The organism is Saprospira grandis DSM 2844 (genome assembly GCF_000275825.1).
Taxonomy (GTDB): domain Bacteria; phylum Bacteroidota; class Bacteroidia; order Chitinophagales; family Saprospiraceae; genus Saprospira; species Saprospira grandis_A.
Genome location: NZ_JH719942.1, coordinates 1,216,598 through 1,234,623, shown reverse-complemented (window position 1 = coordinate 1,234,623; position 18,026 = coordinate 1,216,598). Strand labels below are relative to the sequence as shown.

The window sequence follows — 18,026 nt, the reverse complement described above, 5'->3', positions numbered from 1 at the left end:
GCCCTTAAAATTTTGCACCGCTTTTTTTCGCTTCAAAAGCTTTATCTTTGGGCGGAGCTCTTGGCAAAGCTAAGCTTTGGTCTTAAAGGGACAATTCTTAAAAGACTTCTTTAGTGTTTTATGAAAAACTTACTTAATTTTAGCCATCAGAATATACCTTCAATAACTCGTTTTTTGAGCATGCATTTACCTCTACACTTTATCCGCAAATCGGCCATTATAGCAGCGCTTACGGTTAGTTTTTGCTGGAGCAGCATCTTTAGTCATCAACTTTCTGCCCAATGTGATTTACAAATTGAAAGCTTGCTCTTGAGTGATGCGAGTTGTGGGCAGTCTAATGGTGAAGCTAGGGTTGTTGTTACTGGCGGACAGGCGCCAATTAGTTATCAATGGTCTAATGGGGGAACTACCTCGGCCATTTCTTCTTTGGCGGCGGGCAACTATCAGCTTACGGTTAGCGATGGGGCAGCTTGTCAGCAAATTTTGCCCTTTAGTATTAGTCATCAGGATGGGCCAAGCCAAACGGCGGTCATTCAGGCCGATGATTGTAATACTTCGGTAAATACAGGAGAAATTGCGTTTAGCTTTACGGGCCAAGCGCCTTTTTCTTTAAACTATAGCGGTCCGCAATCGGCTACCTTGACCAATTTGAACAACCTAGATACGGTTAATCAGTTGGCTGCTGGAGATTATAGCTTCATTTTGGTAGATGCCAATGGCTGTAGTTCGGCTTTCCGCCTAGAGGTCCCTACAAATGGCGGCCTTTTGCTGGGCAGTGCAGTAGATGCCAGCCCAGCCTGTGGGGGGGGAACCAATGGTTCTTTTACCAGCACGCCCACTACGGGTAGTGTGCCCTTTGATTATTACTTGAACGGGAGCTTTGTTGGGCAGCAGTTTGGTCCAAATACTTTTGTCAACTTGACCGCAGGGGTTTATACCATCGAGGTAATTGATGTGAATGGCTGTAGTGGTTTTGATACTTTGGTGTTGGATGAGGCTGGAGCATCTACGCTCAATCCTGCCAACTTTACAATTACGGCAAACAACTGCGCAGGCGCCAATGCTGGAGTTATTGATGATAACGGAAGTTGCCCAACTTGTGAAATTTATGAATTGAGCTCTGGCCAATTGGTTGGAAATACCCCACAAAATAACTTGCCCGCTGGCCGCTATGAGGTCCGCTTGCAAACTGGGGGCTGCCAGTCTTTTCTGCCCGTAGAAATTACAACGCCCAACTACTGGACCCTAGAGGTACAAACGGCCAATCCCGCCTGTGTAGCTGGCGATATTGATTTGACCGTAAATGGGGCCAATTCGCCTTATACTTTCCTTTGGTCTAATGGCGCAACTACAGAGGATCTCTCTAGTGTGGCGCCTGGCAACTATAGCCTTACGCTAACCGATGCCCAAGGCTGCCAGATCCAACAAAATAATATTGAGCTTTTGGCTTGCTCTTCTGTAGATACTATTCGCCCTGCGGTTTATGTCAACCAAAGCGGAACCTATTGTATGGATACTACCCAATTGCCTGGCAATTTGCAAACGGTGAATAACTTGGGCTGCTCGCCACTTAACTTTGGTGCCGTAGCCAATATCAACGCCAATACGGCTTGTTTCGATTATATCGCGAACAATACCGCCGGACAAGATACTATCTGTTGGGAGGTTTGCGATAATAACGGTTTTTGCGATACCACTATTTATATCTTTACCCTAGCCCCTCAGCCCGATACGGCTATTATTGATGTGGCGGCTGGCTCTGCAGTGGTCGATACTTGCCCTATCAATATTCAGTTTGCCGGAACCCTGGCTTCGGTCAATAACCTCGGCTGCGATCTACAAAATGTAGGGGGGATTAACGTAGATCCCACTACGGGCTGCGCTTCTTATACCCCTGCCGCCCCTCAACAAAACTCTGGTATTCGAGCCGATACGGTTTGTGTGGAGCTTTGCGATAATAATGGCGTTTGCGATACGATGGTCTATATCTTTAATAACTTGGAGCCTAACTGCCCCAATCTTTTACCCGATACGATTACTAGCCAACTAACCGATTGCTCTGTTCTCGAAACTTGTATCGATAATATTCCTCTCGATAGCGTGCAGTCTGGCGATTATAGCTTTAGCCTCAATGGCCAACCCTATACCGGCGGTTTTGCCGCTTGCAATGAAGTGACCCGCATCCAATATCCCGTGATTTTGGTCCCTAACTGCTCTGGCGCTTTTGAGGTGAGCTGGACCGCCAATGGCGTTTTCTACGGCCCCGATACAGTCGCTGGCCTTTTGGGCGTGGTCAATTTTATGAATATCAATGACGGAAATACCTTCTGGAGTATCAACGGAGATAGCTCGATTATTATCGGAACCAACACGACTTCAACCACCAATTACAATAATCTCAATATTAGCTGTATTCCTTCCGGAACGGTTTCTAATGTAGGCCCTACGGTCCAACCTCAATACGCCCAAGGAACGGTACTCAGCTTCCCCGCTCAAGGAACTTATAATTTGGTGGTCAATGGCCCACTCAACTGTAGCGATGCCGCTTTGGTGAATTTGTACTGTGCCACCACTGAGCAATTTGAAGATACCATTTTGGTCGGTGAGCAGTTTACCTTCTGCCTAGATACCACAGAGGTGCCTTCTGTAGATACCATCTATAATTTCTGCGCCAACGCTTCTTCTGGAGCTGTGAACTTTATTATCGACCAACAAACCGCTTGCGTGACCTATGTCGGCGATAGCCTCGGAAGTGATCTCGGTTGCTTCTTGGTCTGCTCCAATAACGGCGCTTGCGATACCTCTTACCTTTTTGTGGAGGTGGCACTACCCGCCCCAATCACTCAAGATGATACCCTAGAACTGATCTTTGGCCAAAATACGGCTACAATTAATGTTTGCCTCAATGATAGCTTCAATACGGCCAACTATACGGTGGCTCTCCTTAGCCAACCCAACCTGGGCCAACTCAACCAAAATGATTGCTCTTTTACCTATACTGTTAATCCCGGCTTCTGCGGAGATGATGCCTTCGATTATGTGATTTTTAACCCTTGGGGCGCCGATACCGCTACGGTTTATCTCGATATCCCCTGTAGCCCGTTCACGATTTATGACGGCTTCTCTCCCAATAATGATGGAGTAAACGACTTTATGGTCATCGAAACTATTCAAAACTTTCCCGGCAATGAAGTAGTGGTCTATAACCGCTGGGGCAATGAGGTCTTCCGCCAAGAAGATTATCAAAATGACTGGAACGGTACCTTCCAAGGCAATGACCTACCCGATGGCAATTATTACCTGATTGTTTACGGAACAAATGGCGTTCTCTTGGGCCGCCAATGGATCCAGATCGCTCGCTAGATGAGGGCTGTTTTAGAGGGGCTTCCCCGCCCTTTGGGCGGGTCGGGCTGTTTCGCAGCTCGCTCTTCGCTCGGCCCTTCAGCGCTAAAGCGCTTCGGTCTGGCCCTGCGGGCCACTGCTGTCCATCCCTAAGCCTGCGGCGGCTTCGCCGCCTGCAAAACCGCAAAAGGAGCAGACCTTTATATTATCGACCCTTTACGCTTTCTAAAGCTTTTTCTAATATGACATCCATCTTATCCCGCCTTTGCTTAGCCTTTTTCTGCCTAGCGCTTGCCAGCACAGGCCTAGAAGCACAATCTGCCAAGCTGACTAAGGCCAACAAGTTCTACCAACAACTGAACTTTAGAAAGGCCATCCAGCTCTATGAAAAGATTTTGGCCAAGAAAACAGAGCCCGAGGCCCTTTTCAATCTGCCCGACTGCTACCGCCGCATCGGCAATTACCAAAAGGCCGAACGCTGGTACGCCAAAGCAGTCCTCCACCCCGAGGCCAATGCCGAGCTCCATTTTTATTTGGGCCTCTCTCAATTGTCTAATAATCGCCCCCAAGAGGCTCGCGTGAGCTTCGAGAAGTTTAGAGAACTCGCCCCCGGCGATCTCCGCGGCCCACAACTTATTGAGGCCTGCGACGATAGCCTCCGAGCGCTGCTCACAAATAGTGGAGCCCTCTATATCGTCCGTAATGTTCGAGAAATTAACACCAAATACGATGAGTTTGGCCTCAATACACACCGTAAGGGAGTTGTCTATTGCGCCGAAAGAGACACCGGAGCCGCTCCGCTGTTTTTTCAGTCCGCCTGGACCGGCCGCCCCTTTGTCGATGTCTATTACTGTGACCGCCGCCTGGTAGATGAGGAAACTAAGGCTTATAAGTATGGCAAATCCCGCCCCTTCGATAAGATTGTAGATACTCGCTACCATGATGGCCCTGTGGCTTTTTCTCCCGATGGAACAACTATGTACTTTACCCGAAATTATTTTCAAAAAGGAAAGGTGGAAAGAGATGGTGCCGGTATTGTCCAAACTCAAATTATGAGTACTAAAATGACCAATACAGGCTGGGAGAAAAAAGGCCGCCGCGTCGATTTTGCCCGCAAGTCTTATTCTGTGGCCCATCCCACCCTCAATGCAGAAGGCGATAAAATGTACTTCGCCTCAGATATGCCCGGAGGCTTTGGCCGTATGGACCTCTACGTTTCTTATCTAGAAGGTAGCGGCTGGAGCGAACCGATTAACCTCGGCCCAGAAATTAACACCGAAGGCGATGAGGTCTTCCCCTGGCTAGCCTCAGACGGAACGCTTTATTTTGCCTCTGATGGACATACGGGCCTCGGTGGACTCGATGTCTATTCTTCTAAGGCTTATAAGGGCCGATGGAGACCCCTAGAAAATCTAGGCTCTCCTATCAATAGCCGCTTCGACGATTTTGCCTATATGCAAGATGATAGCTCTGGAATCTCTGGCTATTTCTCTTCTAACCGAGATAGCGCAGTAGGCGCTACCGATATTTTCTTCTTTACTAAGTTAGCCGTTAATACAGAACTACTCGTTTTTGATAAGCTGACAGGTAAGGGGGTAGATGAGGTGAGCCTAACCTCTGATTGCTTTCCCCGCAAAGAGTATCTAACCGATGTGGATGGAAAGGTCCAACTCCAATTGCCACTCAATAGAAGCTGTACTTTCGAGGTCTTTTCTCCCGCCTTTGGCGATACTTCAGTGACTATCTCTACAGAAGGTTATGCCATGGGGGCCCGCCTCTTTGTTCAAGTGCCTACGGTGGCCAAAAAACTGGAAATTAAAGTAGAGGGCCAAGTCCTTGATGATAAAACCGGAGAACCCCTAGCCAATGCGCAGCTAGAACTCCTAAGCAACTGCCAAAAAGGAACAACCAAAAGCAGCACCGATGCAGAAGGTAATTATAGCCTAAAGGCCTTGGCCAATTGCCAATATGTAATTAAGGCAAGTAAAGAAGGCTATTTTACTAGCACCAATAAGTTTAGTACACTCCATATTGATGAGGATACGACCTTTACTGCCAATGTGGCCCTACCCGAACTCTTTAAGCTAGATGATCCCAATAATCCAAATGGAGAAGGGGGCAGCTTTGGTGGCGGAAACCCCAATGGCTTTGAAGGAGAACAGGTCTACCAAATTGATGCAATTTATTATGATTATGATCAAGATCGAATCAATCTAGAACGCTCTACGGGGCTGCAACAATTGCTCGATATTATGGTCAATAATCCCGACTTGGTGGTCGAGATTCGCTCGCATACCGATTCTCGTGGAGATGCCAATTATAATTTGGAGCTCTCTGCTCGTAGAGCAAAATCAGTAGCCGATTACCTGATTGAAAAGGGAATTTCTGAGGCCCGTTTGAGCTATTTGGGCCTAGGCGAAAGCCAACTACTCAATGGCTGCGATGATTTTAGCGCCTGTGATGAAGCTCAGCATGGCGAAAACCGCCGAACAGAGTTTAGAGTGATTCGCCAAAGTAAATAGTGGCCTTTATTGGTCCAGCAAAAAGGGGAGAAGAATCTGTAGATTCTTCTCCCCTTTTTTTACGGATCTACAGGCGGCAAAGCCGCCGCAAAGGAGCGCAGCGACGCGGCTGAGGGGCTGTAGCAGGGCCGCCACAGGCGGCAGACCCAAGGCTTTTGAAGCGCAGCGAAAAAGCCTGCAGGGCCGAGCAGACTTGCGAGCTGCGAAATGGCCCGACCCAGCCGCAGGCTGGGGCAGCCCCAAAAAAAAGCCCTTCAAAACAGAAGGGCTAAACGGATTATTTTAAGCTATATTGGACCAAAGTATTGACCATGTTTTCATAGAGAATACTCAGTTGTTCTAACTCGCTAGCCAATAAATCAATTTGCTCAATACAGCTAAGCAGCTCCTCTTTTTCTAGGGTTTTGGCCCCCAAATAATCATTTTTGAGCTGGGTCCAAAGGGTTTCCAATTTATGTAGGCCCTCGACAATGGCGGGGGTGTTGTCCTCAAAAGTTTGTAGCTGCTGCAAGGTCTGCTCAAACTCCTTTACGGTGTCTTCATAGCGGCGCAGCGAAATGCTTCCGCCCTGGTTTTTGGCCGTTTGTACTCGATAAATCAAGAGGCGCTGAATGTCGGTAGTTTGATGGCCCACAATATTGAGCAAGTGAATGATGCGCTCTTCTTTGGGCAATTCTTTCTGCTCTTTGGGGTAGAGTGGGAGCTGGCCAGCATAATTTTCTAGGTCTTCTGCCATGCGGTCGCAGGCCGCCATGATAATATGGCTTTGCTCAATGAGTTTGAAGAGGCCCTCCTCGGTATAGTTTTTCTTTAGGGCCTTTTTGTAGTTTTTCCAGAATCGACCAATGGTTTCTGCCGACCGACGAGCGGCTTTGGTGGGGGCAAAAACCACCAAACGGCGATTGCGGTTCTCAAATTGCGAGATGAGCTCATCTAATGATTGACGGACGCTGCGGTCGCGCTCCAACTCAAAGGCCGCAAGTAGGTAGGTGCGCGCCATTTCTTTATTTTGGGCGCGGTGGCGGCTCACCATGGCCACCAAATGGCTCACAGATAGGACCTCGACCAACTGGCTGTACTCACGGGCAAGCCGACAAAGCGCCTGACTGCTTTCATCCGAATGGCCGGCTAGGCTAGTCATATAGCTACGGCTTTTGGAGTTGTATTGCTCAAACTCCTTAGCCAGCCCCAGCCATTTTTCTTTAATACTTTGGAGTTGTCCTTTGGTGCTTGCGGTATTGATTTTACTATTGAGCAGGATATCAAAATTGGCTAGGGTTTGTTCTTCTACCTTTTTTAGGCTGCGCTCCAAACTTCGCTTTTCGGGCAGCTCCAAGCGACTAGCATATTGATAAAACATATAACTTTCGGCAAAAATAGCTTGGGTGTAGGCCCGGCTACTCAGGCCATAAGATTCTTTGAGGTTGCGTGCAATATTGGGGTAAATCTGAGCAATATATCCACTGAGCGCAAAGCGATAGGCCTCTGCCGCCTCATAGGTTTTGCGCTCCAGTTTGAGCAGTTTAGAGCAGGTCTTTGGGCCAATTTCTCGGCTGACGACAAGGCTGTATTCCTTCCAGTTGTTTTTTAGGTCGGTTAGGGCGGGTTTAAGAATTGGCGACTCACTAAATTCTTCTAGCTCCACTAGGTTTTCCTCAAAAACCAAGAGCGAAGAGTCAATCTGTAGGTAGTAATCGACCACCTTAGGGCTATTGGCGAGGCCCATAAAGGCTTTTGCGCTTTGCTTAATCAGGTACTTTTGTTGCTCGCTGAGGAGTAAAATTTTTTGAATGGAGCCATCGGAGTTTGCTGGCTTGCTAGCCCATACTAAAGGGGAGCCCATAAGGGCAAGAAGAAACATGCAAATAGTTCTCATACTTATCTGTAAATTTAGCGTTCTGAGTGTTAAGTTAGTTTTTTTCTTCTCTTTATGCAAAAGCCTAGCCACGGTCAGGATCTTGCTGCTCTACTCTAGCCCGCAGCTGCTCGAGCTCTGGCCCCAACAGCAGCCGATCCTCCTGAAGGAGCTCTTCATAGGCCTGCTGGCAGTCTTCCTGAAAGGCCAGCTCTTCGGCAATGAGTGCTAGGCGGTATTGCTGCAAAATGGCGGCCTCTTCTTTTTTATCCTGGGCTTTTTGCTGGGCCAAATACTGCCGATGCCGCTCGAGCTGAGCCCAACTTTGGTCCCCTTTTTTAAGGGCCTCCAAGCGCTGCAGGTTTTCTCGATGCGATTGCTGCAACTCCCCAAAAAGCCCAATTTGCTGTACTAATACCTCCCGCTCTTGCTCAAATTCTTGCAAAATCCGCTGGCTTTCCTCCAAGTAATCTTCCCGCTTTTCTTGCAAATCTCTCTGATAATAATAGATATTTTGGCCCTCGTCTATGGGGCGCAAACAGAAAAAAAGGGACTTGCTCGGTAGCTCGACATAGCTAGGCCGCCCCAAGCTTTCTAAGAGCTCTTTTTGCTGCCGATAGCCGCTTTCTAGCTCTTCTTTGGCCTGCCGCTCATGCCGCTCGGCCCAATATAAGGCATGCCGAAGGCGCTGGCCCAACTGCTGCTGGTTGTTGAGGGGCGCCTCGCTTTCTTCTTGTTGGGGCGCCTTGGGCGATTGCAATAATCGCCAAGCTAAAAACAAAACCGCTAGGGTCAATACCGTTAAAAAGAGAAGAAGTGGATACATAGTTTTTTATTTTTTTGGGGCCCGCGGCCAGCTTCGCTGGCCGCCGCTATGCTGCGGGGCTCACAGGTCTGTTCGGCCCTTCGCTGGCTTCGCCAGCTCGGTCTGGCCTTCGGCCACCCCTCCGCAGCGCTGGGCCGGCGGATGAGCTCGCCAAAAACGGCCTAAAGGCCGCCCGCCTAAACGCAAAAAGGCCCAACTTCTATAAAGTTGGGCCTTTTTGCTGAAAATGCAAAGCCTTATTTTCCCTGAAAACGAATTTTGCATTCTTCCCAAAGTTGGCCTTCTTGGCCCTCTAATTGGGCCACGGCCTCAATTCTATAACTAGATTTAGCCGATTTGAGGCTTTTGGCAAAACCCGCCAAACTCTTGCCCAAAACATTAGAGCGCTCCAAACGATCCATATTAGAGAGCTGAAACTGAAAGGGAAGCTTGAAAAACAAACTGAAGTCCTGCCCATTTTCTAAATGTAAGGGCTCCTCAATGAGCTTTTCGCCCAAAATGTATTCATCAATCTGTTTGTTCTCGCCCCGCCCACGCTCATAGCGCTCAATCAGGCGAAGACGAATGGCCTCAATACTAGCGGCACCCTTGGCCGAAAAAAGTAATTCTGCATTGATGGTGTTTACATCTGTGGGATAGACCTCTAGGGCCGATATGCGCATCTTGACTTCCGAGAAGCCTAACCAGCGTTTGAAATTTCCGAACATATACTATACTGTGTCTAAGGGGATGATGTTGAACTTAGTTAAAAGCCGTCAAAGATAATTCCAGTTCCCAATAGGCGGCCAATTTGTCAGCTAGCCCCATTTTGCGCCCTACAGGCCCAAAGGGCCGCAGGCTGAGGGATGAGAGCAGGGCCGCCGCAGGCGGCAGACCTAGCGGGCGTAGCCCGCGCAGGGCCGAGCGAGCAGCGAGCTGCGGACAGCCCGACCCGCCCGCAGGGCGGGGCAGCCCCAAAAAAATAGCCTACTGCTTAATAAAAGCCTGTCTCCAAACTTGTTTATCACTACGAATCAGGATAAAATATTGGCCAGGGGCTAGTGCTGGAATCGCTAGGCGGAAATCTTGCTCGCCAGCGATTAGGGCCAAGTTCTGTTTCTCCCAAATGATGCGACCATCTAAACCATAAATGGCCAGTTGGGCCGAGCTATTGGCCAAGGCCGTCAGCCGAAGCTGTAGGGCGGCATCTTGGATGGGATTGGGGAAAATCTGCAGCTCATTTTGGGCCAAATCAGCCAAGTTATGGCTACTGCTAACCGTGCCCGTTTGAAAATAGAAGGGGGAAGAACTGGGGGCACAAGTATAGGCTGGCTGCAGGGGCTTGACGGTCCAGCGAAACTGACGATTGCTCCCCAAAGCCGAGCTAGGAATAAAGGCAAAATTCTGATTCATCACGCTAGCGGTATAGACCTGCCCCAAGGGAATATTGTTAAAAATACGCTCTACCGTAATGACCCATTGGTTGGCATTGGGTGCTGTAGAAGCATCCCATTCTAGGCGAATTTGTCCATTGGTTTCTTGGGCAAAATCATTGTTGATGGGGCTAATGCCTTGGAGTTGGCTACCGTCTAGGCTATCCATACTGCTGGGCGCAGGGAAATTGGTCCAGCCACGGTTGGCCATATCGGCGAGCATGGCATTCTTTTGTTCCTGCGAAAAAGTATTTTGGCAATTATCGCTAGAATAAGACATGAAGTAGTCGCTATTGATTTGCAAACTGACCCCTATAGGATCTTGCAAACTAGTAGAAACAGGGCAGCTAAAGCGCTCCGAAATATAATCGGCTTCGGTATCGCAAAAGCCATCGGCGGCATTGGCGCAATTGGCCCCAATTCCTCGGTCTACATTTTCGACCAAACGCCCATTGACAACTACTGGGGCAGGGCTGCCACTATATTGTGCCCGGGCATCTATGCCCTCCCAACCATAAAAGGTATGTGGCAAGGTGAAAAAGTGGCCGAGCTCATGCGTAATGGTGGTCGAACTACCATTGGCATAGCTATTTTGAATAAAAACAAAGTCGCGAGAAGGCGTATAATAACCCGCCACCGAGCGGCTCACATTGGCACTCACAAAAACATTGAGGCTATTGGGGACCTTATAACTGCTCATTCTAATTTGGCCCGTATTATTATAGGCATCATCATAAATCACATCATCATAAATAAAGCGAACTGGACCATTGAGATAGAAGAAAATATTTTGGTCGGCAAAATCGCTATTGAGCTTGCAAAGCATTTCTACGGCCTTGCTGCCCGAGGCAAAACCCTGCCCAGATTCACTGCCCACCAAATGCAGACTTAAGGGAATATAAGTGGTATTTTGTCGGCTAATCTGGGCCAAGTTGATGTTGCGGCGGTTTTCCATCATTTGGGCCTTAATGGCGGCTCCATCGGCCAAAGAGACCCCACAGGGCGCCTGTTGGGCCAGTAGTTGCCCCACCCAAAGGAGCGAGCATAAAAAAGAAAAGTATAGCAATCGCATAGCTGTTGGTTTTAATGATTGACGAAAGAAGGGCATTTTGCCCTAGCACTAAATGTATTTTTTGCACTTTTGTTGGCTTATATACGGCCAAGACAAGCAAAATAGTTGTTAATAGCTAGTTTGTAAAATTATATTTTGAACTTTAGATATCTCCTAACTACATATAAAAAGGACTATATTTATATAGCTAATTTTTTAGGACCTTCTACTTTTTTGATTAACTTTGTTTCAATTGTATACCTCAAATTAAATCAACATCCTATGAGTCAGTTAGAAGCTAGATTAAGCATTGCGACCCTAGAAGCTGCTGCTGCGGCCCTTCGCGCCCTTGCCCATCCTCTTCGTCTGGCTATTGTCGACCTTCTAAAAGAGAAAGGCGAATTGCCCGTTAAGGATATTCATGGCATCCTCAATATTGAGCAGGCGGTGGTTTCTCATCATTTGGGCATTCTCAAAAATAAAGGGGTGCTTGTGGTCCGTCCCGAAGGTAACAAACATTTTTATGCCATCAAAGATGAAGCAGTGGCGCAGGTGCTTGCCTATGTAGAGCAGTGTTTTTAGGCTTTTTTTGATGACTTTCTTTCGGACTTCCGTCTTTTGCTTTATCTTTTGGAGGTAAAGCTTTTTTATTTTGGGGCTGCCCCTTCGGGTCGGGCCATTGCGCAGCTCGCAGGTCTGCTCGGCCCTGCAGCGGCTGCGCCGCTTTGGTCTGCCGCCTTTGGCGGCCCTGCTACAGCCCCTCAGCCAGAAGGGCGGCTCTGCGCATATCTACGCTATTTATCTCCACTAATTTACTATAGAAAACATGAGAAAACTATTTATCCCCTTGGCCCTGGCCTTTTTGCTGATGGGCAGCGCCTGCCAAAACCAATCTGCTCCTCAAACAGATGAGCAAACGGCCCAAAAAGAAACGCCCAAAGAAGAGGCCCAAAAAGAAACAGAAGAGGAACCCATGAGCGAGGAAGAGGCTTTTGCCGAAGCCGCTGCTGGCCCTTTTGAAATTACGATGACGGCAGTGCCCGCCAAAAAACTCCCCTTCAATGGCCTGATGGTGCATGGCCCCGATCTAGAAGAAGCCACTGAGGTAAAGGATATTAAGGGCACTTACTATTTGCTCCGCAACCAATACTTTTCTGAAGGCCGCCACTATATGAGCCTAGGCTATTATTTCTGGGATGGCCAAGAAGCCAAACGCCAAAATATTAAGCATTACGATATGGAAAATTGCAACTTTGACCTAGTCAGCAAGTTTCCTAATGCAGCTTTCCAAATTGCCGATGAAGATAAGGATGGCGAGGCCGAAATCTACTGCTTTAGCCAACTCGATTGCGTGAGCGATGTGAGTCCGACTAATTTAGATCTACACGTTTTTGAGGGCCAAAATTATTATCAATTAGCCGGAAACAATAAGGTGGAAGGCCTAGGCGGAGAGTTTAAGCCTAGCGATAACTTTAAGGCAGAAGAAAAAATATTTAACTACGCCAGCGATATCTTTAACTCTTTTTCCGATAAGGTAAAGGCCTATTAGTCTGGCCCAAAGCAAAAAGCGCCTATGCTCCTCAGAGCATGGGCGCTTTTTTTATGCGTCTAGCAGGCGGCGAAGCCGCCGCAAAGGAGCGCAGCGACGCGGCTGAGGGATGAGAGCAGGGCCGCCGCAGGCGGCAGACCCAAGGCTTTTGAAGCGAAGCGAAAAAGCCTGCAGGGCCGAGCGAGCAGCGAGCAGCGGACAGCCCGACCCGCCTACTGGCGGGGCAGCCCCAAAAGATTACCACTCAATATATTCCGGTTCTTCTTCTTCCTCGATACTGCCGCCACTACCGCCTTTATATTCTGGAATATCGGCCCATTCGTCGGGTTCTTCTAAGGTATTGACCTTTCGTTGGAAGTTGTTGCCAGAGGGAGCGCTGCCGCCACGGGCTGCAAATTCGCTGCCCATAAATTCTGCTTTTAGGCTATTGCTCAGGGCTAGTGTTTCTTCCTTCATATCGGCCTCCATGAGTTTTTTAACCTTTTTGCGGCCCATCTGATATTGATATTCCTCATCGTAGAGGTTGCCATACATGCGCGCATAAACATTGAAGAGGCCCTTTTTGCGGGCGGGCAAAGGCTCCATATCCTTATTGTAGCGCTTGAAGCGGTTGGCCAGAATTTGGCCCACATTGATCTTGAAGCGGTAGTCCATATCTTGGTCAAAACTATGGCTGCCCGAAAGCGTGATATTCATGGCATTGCTTTGAATGAACATGGCGGGAATATAGAGCTTGCGGTTGGCAATGCGGAACTGGTTTTCTACTCGACTAAATCGAATGTGTTTGAGGTCCTTGACCTTAATATACTGACCAAAATCCTCCAACATTTCAAAGCCAATGATTTCGCCATCTTCTAAACTTGCATCGGCCAAAACAGAGAGTTCATTATCCATAAAATGGCCCTGTTCATCCCAAAAGGCGTTTAGCTTGACCAAGCTGCTCAAGCGGCCACGCAAATGCCGAGCTTCTAAGGTGGTTTGCCCAAAGTTATCCATTTGCTCAAAAAACTGATTGATATCGATCTTTTCTAGTTCGGCAAAGGCTAGTAACTTGGGCGCCAAATCAAAGGTATAGCGGGCATCTAGGCGCATTTTACCCTGAAAGCCCTCTAGAGAAAGCCCTTTGAGGTCCATTTTGTTGTTCTGAAAGGCGAGTTCGCCATCAATGTTCTTAAATTCAAATTCTCCATAATTGAGCTGTTGAATATGCAGCTTAAAGCTTCCGAAAAGGAAGTTAGAGACAAACATTCGCTGTTCGTTTTTCTCGGCCCGAACCGAATCTGCCGCAATAGAATCTGTAGGCAAAGGCTCCTGACTTTGGGGGCCCAAGGCGGCCAACATCAGCTCATCAATATCTAGTTTTTCAGAGGCCCAACTGGCCTTAAAGCCTAGTTCTGCCTGCTTAGAGTTGCTAGAGTCGGCAAAGAGAACGGGCAAAATATTCTGGAAATTCCCCTGCAGCAGGATGTCAGATTTGCGGCTTTTGAATTGTAGTTTATTGACCGAAAACACATTGTTGTTGAGGGCCAGACTCCCCTCGGGAATACTCAGTGGCACGCCATAGCGAACAAGGCCCACATTATCAAAACGCAGGGCTCCCCCCAAATTGACTTTTTGGATGTAGCGAGGGTTGAGCATATCGTTTAGCCTTCCCTTTAGGGCCACATTTTCTATGGCGAGCAGGCCTTGGCCCTTGCTCACTTCTTCGCCCAAAAATCCTTTGATCAGGTCAATGGGCAGCTTGCCGTCAAAGCTAAAATCAATTAGGGGGTTGTCTAAATCCTCTACCCTTAGGGCCAAGGAAATAGGATGACCGCCCAAGCTGCCCTCAAAGTTTTTGAGCTCTAATAGGGCCTGATTGGAGCTGCCGCCTCGGTTTTCAAATTCTACATCAAAGTTAACGCCCTTGAGCGATTGACTCATATTGGGGTGGCTCAGTCTGCCACTACGCAAACCAAAGTTAAATTTGGTCATCGGCAGGCTGTTGGGGGCTAGTAAGCCCTTGGTTTCGGCCTTAAAGCTCATGTAAGCATTGCTCTCAAAGCCGCCTAAATAGGGGAGGAGCTTGGGCGGCAGCAATTGAAGCAAGGCGCCGAGTTTGGCTTTGTCCGACTCAAATTTGAGGTCCAAACGGCTCCCCTTAGGCACCAAAACGACCTCTCCCGTGGTCAAAAACTCATTGCCCTCCGCCTGCAGTTTCATCTCTTTAATGCTATAACTTTGGGTTAGGTGGTCAATCTGAATATTGGCATTATAGCCCAGGGCTTTATTTTCTAGGTAGCGCTCGCCGCCCATCTCCAGATAGTTCATCTGGATATTGGCCAAGCTTTTCAGGATATAGCGCTCATTATTAAAATCGCCCGCAAAAAAGGCTGACTCTAGCAAAAAGCTAACATCTTGGTCCATCATCTGGTCCAAATAACGCAGCTTAACATTCTTAAAATTGGCATCCTTAATCGAAAGATTAAGGTCGCTGCTTTGGCCCGTTTCCTCGGCTTCTTCTTCCGTAATAAAGATGTCGTAATTGGTCCGCCCATCCTTATATTGCCGCACATCAATGGATGCATTAGATATACTGATCGCATTAAATTGATAATGCCCCGACAGCAATCCCCAAATGCTACACTTCAAGGAGAGGTCTTCGGCTTGCAGCAAATAACGACTACTATCGCCACTATTATCATGTAGGGCTAGGTTTTTCAAACTGACCGAAGCCTTGGGGAAATCCCAAATCAAAGAGAGTTCTGCTCGCTCTACTTTGAGCTCCGTTTTTAGGCTTTTGCGTAGTTCCTGGACCACCAAGCCCCCAATTTTGGCCTCATAAAAGGCGGCCATAACAATCAGGGCAATTACGGCGATCATCGTAAACATTAGGGACCAAAAGAAAAGGGTCGATAATACTCGCCAAGCTAGGCTTTTTTTCTTCTTGGGTTTTTGGTTTTTGGGCTTTGGACTCATGTCGCTTTCTTTTTTGGGGAGAAGTAAGATGTATTTGGGGCTGCCCCGCCCTGCGGGCGGGTCGGGCTATGCGGGGGCTCGCTGTTCGCTCGGCCCTGCGCTTTTTTTCGCTTTGCTCAAAAAAGCTCGGTCTGGCCTGCGGCCACCCCCTACTATCCCTCAGCCTGCGGCGGCTTCGCCGCCTGCTAGATGCAGGAATACAAAATAATTTTTATGAAAAATTTAGCTCGAAAATACAAAGAAGGCCAGTAAAAAGGGCTTTTGGCCCAAGGTTTAGGTTTTTTTGCCGTTTTTTTCTCCCTTTTCTTGAAAAATGTTTGGAAGTTTAAATTCTTGCCGTATATTTGCATCGCATTCAACGGAAAGCAACACAAAAATAAGGGCGAATAGCTCAGTTGGTTCAGAGCATCTGGTTTACACCCAGAGGGTCGGGGGTTCGAATCCCTCTTCGCCCACTACAAAAGAGTTACTGATTTTATCAGTGACTCTTTTTTTTTGTGCCTAGATCTGTCCTGATTCTTCTTTCTTCCTGCCTAAAGCTCCCCCTTTTTTGTCCCCAAAACCTAAATAGAGGTGGTTATACTCTATGATATAGGTTCCTCAACTCCATAATAGACGTTCCGAACTGTATGATATAGGTTCCCTAACCCTATAGAGTAGGTCCCTCAACCCCATTAGGTACGTTCTGGACTCTATTGTATAGGTTGTTAGACCCCATGAGATAGGTCCCTCAACCCCATAATAGACGTTTCGAACTGTATGATATAGGTCCCCTAACCCCATGGAGGAGGTCCCTAGACCCCATTAGGTACGTTCTGGACTCTATTGTATAGGTTGTTAGACCCCATGAGATAAGTCCCTTAACCCCCAAATAGACGTCTAGGGACCCCAAAGTAGACGTCCTGGAACGTCTATTTGGGGTCCTACAACCTATATTATGCAGTTCTATAACCTATATGATATAGTTCCACAACCTATATCATACACTTACACAACGTATGTTATACACTTCCATAACGTATATAGAGGACTTTGACTACCTCAATCATACAGTATAGCTACGGTATGCGAGCACTACAACTAGTGTATTGGAACAGTAGAACTACTATAATAGGAGCAATAAATGAGTCCAGCTAAAGACTCAAAAGCAGGGGCAGCCAATCATCGCCTAGGGACAAGCCCCTAGGCTAATCCAATGGAGTCAGCCCTAAAGGGCCTCAAAGGTGGATATAGATGGCCTTAGTAAATAGTTATTGCAGAGAAGATCCTTATCCAAAGGCCCTCTTTAGAGGGCTGTTTGAAAAGCTAGCCTAGAGCTTATAAAATTAACTGCCGAAGAAGACCGCCAAAAGAAAAAAGACCGTTGAGCGGCCCAGCGCTGCGGAGGGGTGGCCGTAGGCCAGACCAAGCTGGCGCAGCCAGCGAAGGGCCGAGCGAATAGCGAGCCCCAAAGCATAGCGGCGGCCAGCTTGCTGGCCGCGGGCCCCAAAAAAAGAAGAAAACAAGCTAGTTAAGACCAAGGTTTGGCCCAAAAAGGAACCAACTCTAGCTGTTGGGGCCAGCCTTGGGGACGGGGGGCAAAAAAGAGGCAGCCCGCCCAGCCCAAATCAATACTATAACTGACTTTAGGGTGAGCCTTGAGTTCTTTCCAGGCGGTTTGCATCTCCTCGGACCAATAAATATCGTCGAAAACCAGGAGGGCATTGGGGCCCAAATAAGGCAGGCAAGCCTCAAAATAATCTAGGGTGGGTTGCCGCAAATGATGCCCATCAATAAAGGCATAATCCAACTGGCCCAACTGCTGCAGGGCCGAGGGCAATAGCTCCGCAAAGCTGCCTTGCCAAAGCTGCAAACTAGTGGAGGCGCCAAACAAGCGGGCATTCTTTTGGGCAATAGCGTGAATTTCGGGGCAGCCCTCTATGCTAATCATTTGGGCCGAGCGCTTGGCCGCATGCTGATAAAGCGCCGAAATGCCCAAGGAGGTCCCTAGCTCCAAGATTGTTTGGGGCTGATGAAAATTGATGAGGCGAAATAAGAACTGGGCCTGCCAGGCGGGAGAGAGCGAGCGCCTCGCCAAATCGGATACTCGTTTAGGGGCTGACTTTCGACTGCCTGCGCCCAAATCTTGAATTTGAATGGGCCGACTATCGTGTCGGAGTAAATCGCGCTGTCCCTCTAGGGCCGAAAAACAATAAAATTGCCGATGATCCTCCAAGACCAATTCTCGCCATGCTTGCAAGGCGGGGCAAGCTATTTTGCGGCCCGATTGAGCCCGTTGATAGAAGGAAAAAAGCGCAGTCCACATAGTTCTATTGATTTGTGCCCAAGTTAAGAAAAAATCTAGCAGCCCTTGGGGCTCCCAAGCGAACAAAAAAAATGATAAAAAAACCGAGGAAACTTTAAACATATTTTGGGTTTCCGAGTTTTAGTCCTTAGTTTCGCCACTGTAAAGCAGGGATTTAGGTCCAGGAGGAAACCAAAGAAACATTAAAAGTTTCCTTTTTTGTACTT

At 48.1% G+C, this 18,026-nt stretch carries 10 protein-coding genes and 1 tRNA gene; 5 read left to right on the top strand and 6 right to left on the bottom strand.

Annotated features, from left to right (window positions below; genetic code table 11):
• The first annotated feature begins 120 nt into the window (after positions 1-120).
• Together SAPGRDRAFT_RS05635 and SAPGRDRAFT_RS05630 are read left to right on the top strand one after the other, a co-directional pair.
• A complete protein-coding gene (locus SAPGRDRAFT_RS05635) occupies positions 121-3,363 on the top strand; it encodes a gliding motility-associated C-terminal domain-containing protein (RefSeq protein ID WP_253271275.1) in 3,243 nt (1,080 codons plus the stop codon).
• Between the two features lie 221 nt (positions 3,364-3,584).
• Entirely contained in the window at positions 3,585-5,864 is a 2,280-nt protein-coding gene (locus SAPGRDRAFT_RS05630) for an OmpA family protein (RefSeq protein WP_002657889.1), read from the top strand.
• A gap of 277 nt (positions 5,865-6,141) precedes the next feature.
• On the opposite strand, the gene SAPGRDRAFT_RS05620 is transcribed toward SAPGRDRAFT_RS05630, so the two are convergent.
• The 4 genes from SAPGRDRAFT_RS05620 to SAPGRDRAFT_RS05595 all read right to left on the bottom strand — a co-directional run bounded on the left by SAPGRDRAFT_RS05620 (position 6,142) and on the right by SAPGRDRAFT_RS05595 (position 11,029).
• Positions 6,142-7,740 (bottom strand): hypothetical protein, encoded by a 1,599-nt coding sequence (locus SAPGRDRAFT_RS05620; RefSeq protein ID WP_002657887.1) that lies wholly within the window; start codon positions 7,738-7,740, stop codon positions 6,142-6,144.
• Positions 7,741-7,804: 64 nt separating this feature from the next.
• Positions 7,805-8,545 carry a hypothetical protein gene (locus SAPGRDRAFT_RS05615; RefSeq protein WP_002657886.1) on the bottom strand — a complete coding sequence of 247 codons (741 nt, stop codon included), beginning with the start codon at positions 8,543-8,545 and terminating at the stop codon, positions 7,805-7,807.
• 236 nt (positions 8,546-8,781) lie between these two features.
• Positions 8,782-9,252: a hypothetical protein gene (locus SAPGRDRAFT_RS05605; RefSeq protein ID WP_002657884.1), complete on the bottom strand. Its 471-nt coding sequence runs from the start codon at positions 9,250-9,252 to the stop codon at positions 8,782-8,784.
• A gap of 259 nt (positions 9,253-9,511) precedes the next feature.
• Positions 9,512-11,029 carry a zinc-dependent metalloprotease gene (locus tag SAPGRDRAFT_RS05595; protein ID WP_002657882.1) on the bottom strand — a complete coding sequence of 506 codons (1,518 nt, stop codon included), beginning with the start codon at positions 11,027-11,029 and terminating at the stop codon, positions 9,512-9,514.
• 261 nt (positions 11,030-11,290) lie between these two features.
• Between SAPGRDRAFT_RS05595 and SAPGRDRAFT_RS05590 the strand changes: the two genes are divergently transcribed.
• A complete protein-coding gene (locus SAPGRDRAFT_RS05590; RefSeq protein ID WP_002657880.1) occupies positions 11,291-11,590 on the top strand; it encodes an ArsR/SmtB family transcription factor in 300 nt (99 codons plus the stop codon).
• Between the two features lie 244 nt (positions 11,591-11,834).
• Entirely contained in the window at positions 11,835-12,557 is a 723-nt protein-coding gene (locus tag SAPGRDRAFT_RS05585; protein WP_002657879.1) for a M949_RS01915 family surface polysaccharide biosynthesis protein, read from the top strand.
• Positions 12,558-12,794: 237 nt separating this feature from the next.
• Here the strand turns inward: SAPGRDRAFT_RS05585 and SAPGRDRAFT_RS05580 are convergent, their stop codons facing one another.
• Positions 12,795-15,515, bottom strand: coding sequence for an AsmA family protein (locus SAPGRDRAFT_RS05580; RefSeq protein ID WP_002657878.1), 2,721 nt, complete (start codon positions 15,513-15,515; stop codon positions 12,795-12,797).
• Positions 15,516-15,895: 380 nt separating this feature from the next.
• On the opposite strand from SAPGRDRAFT_RS05580, the gene SAPGRDRAFT_RS05575 reads away from it, so the two are divergent.
• Positions 15,896-15,970: transfer RNA gene (locus tag SAPGRDRAFT_RS05575), tRNA-Val, on the top strand.
• Positions 15,971-17,025: 1,055 nt separating this feature from the next.
• Here SAPGRDRAFT_RS05575 and SAPGRDRAFT_RS05565 read toward each other — a convergent pair.
• Positions 17,026-17,820, bottom strand: a complete 795-nt coding sequence (locus SAPGRDRAFT_RS05565; protein ID WP_002657876.1) for an O-methyltransferase — start codon at positions 17,818-17,820, stop codon at positions 17,026-17,028.
• Between the last annotated feature and the right edge of the window lie 206 nt (positions 17,821-18,026).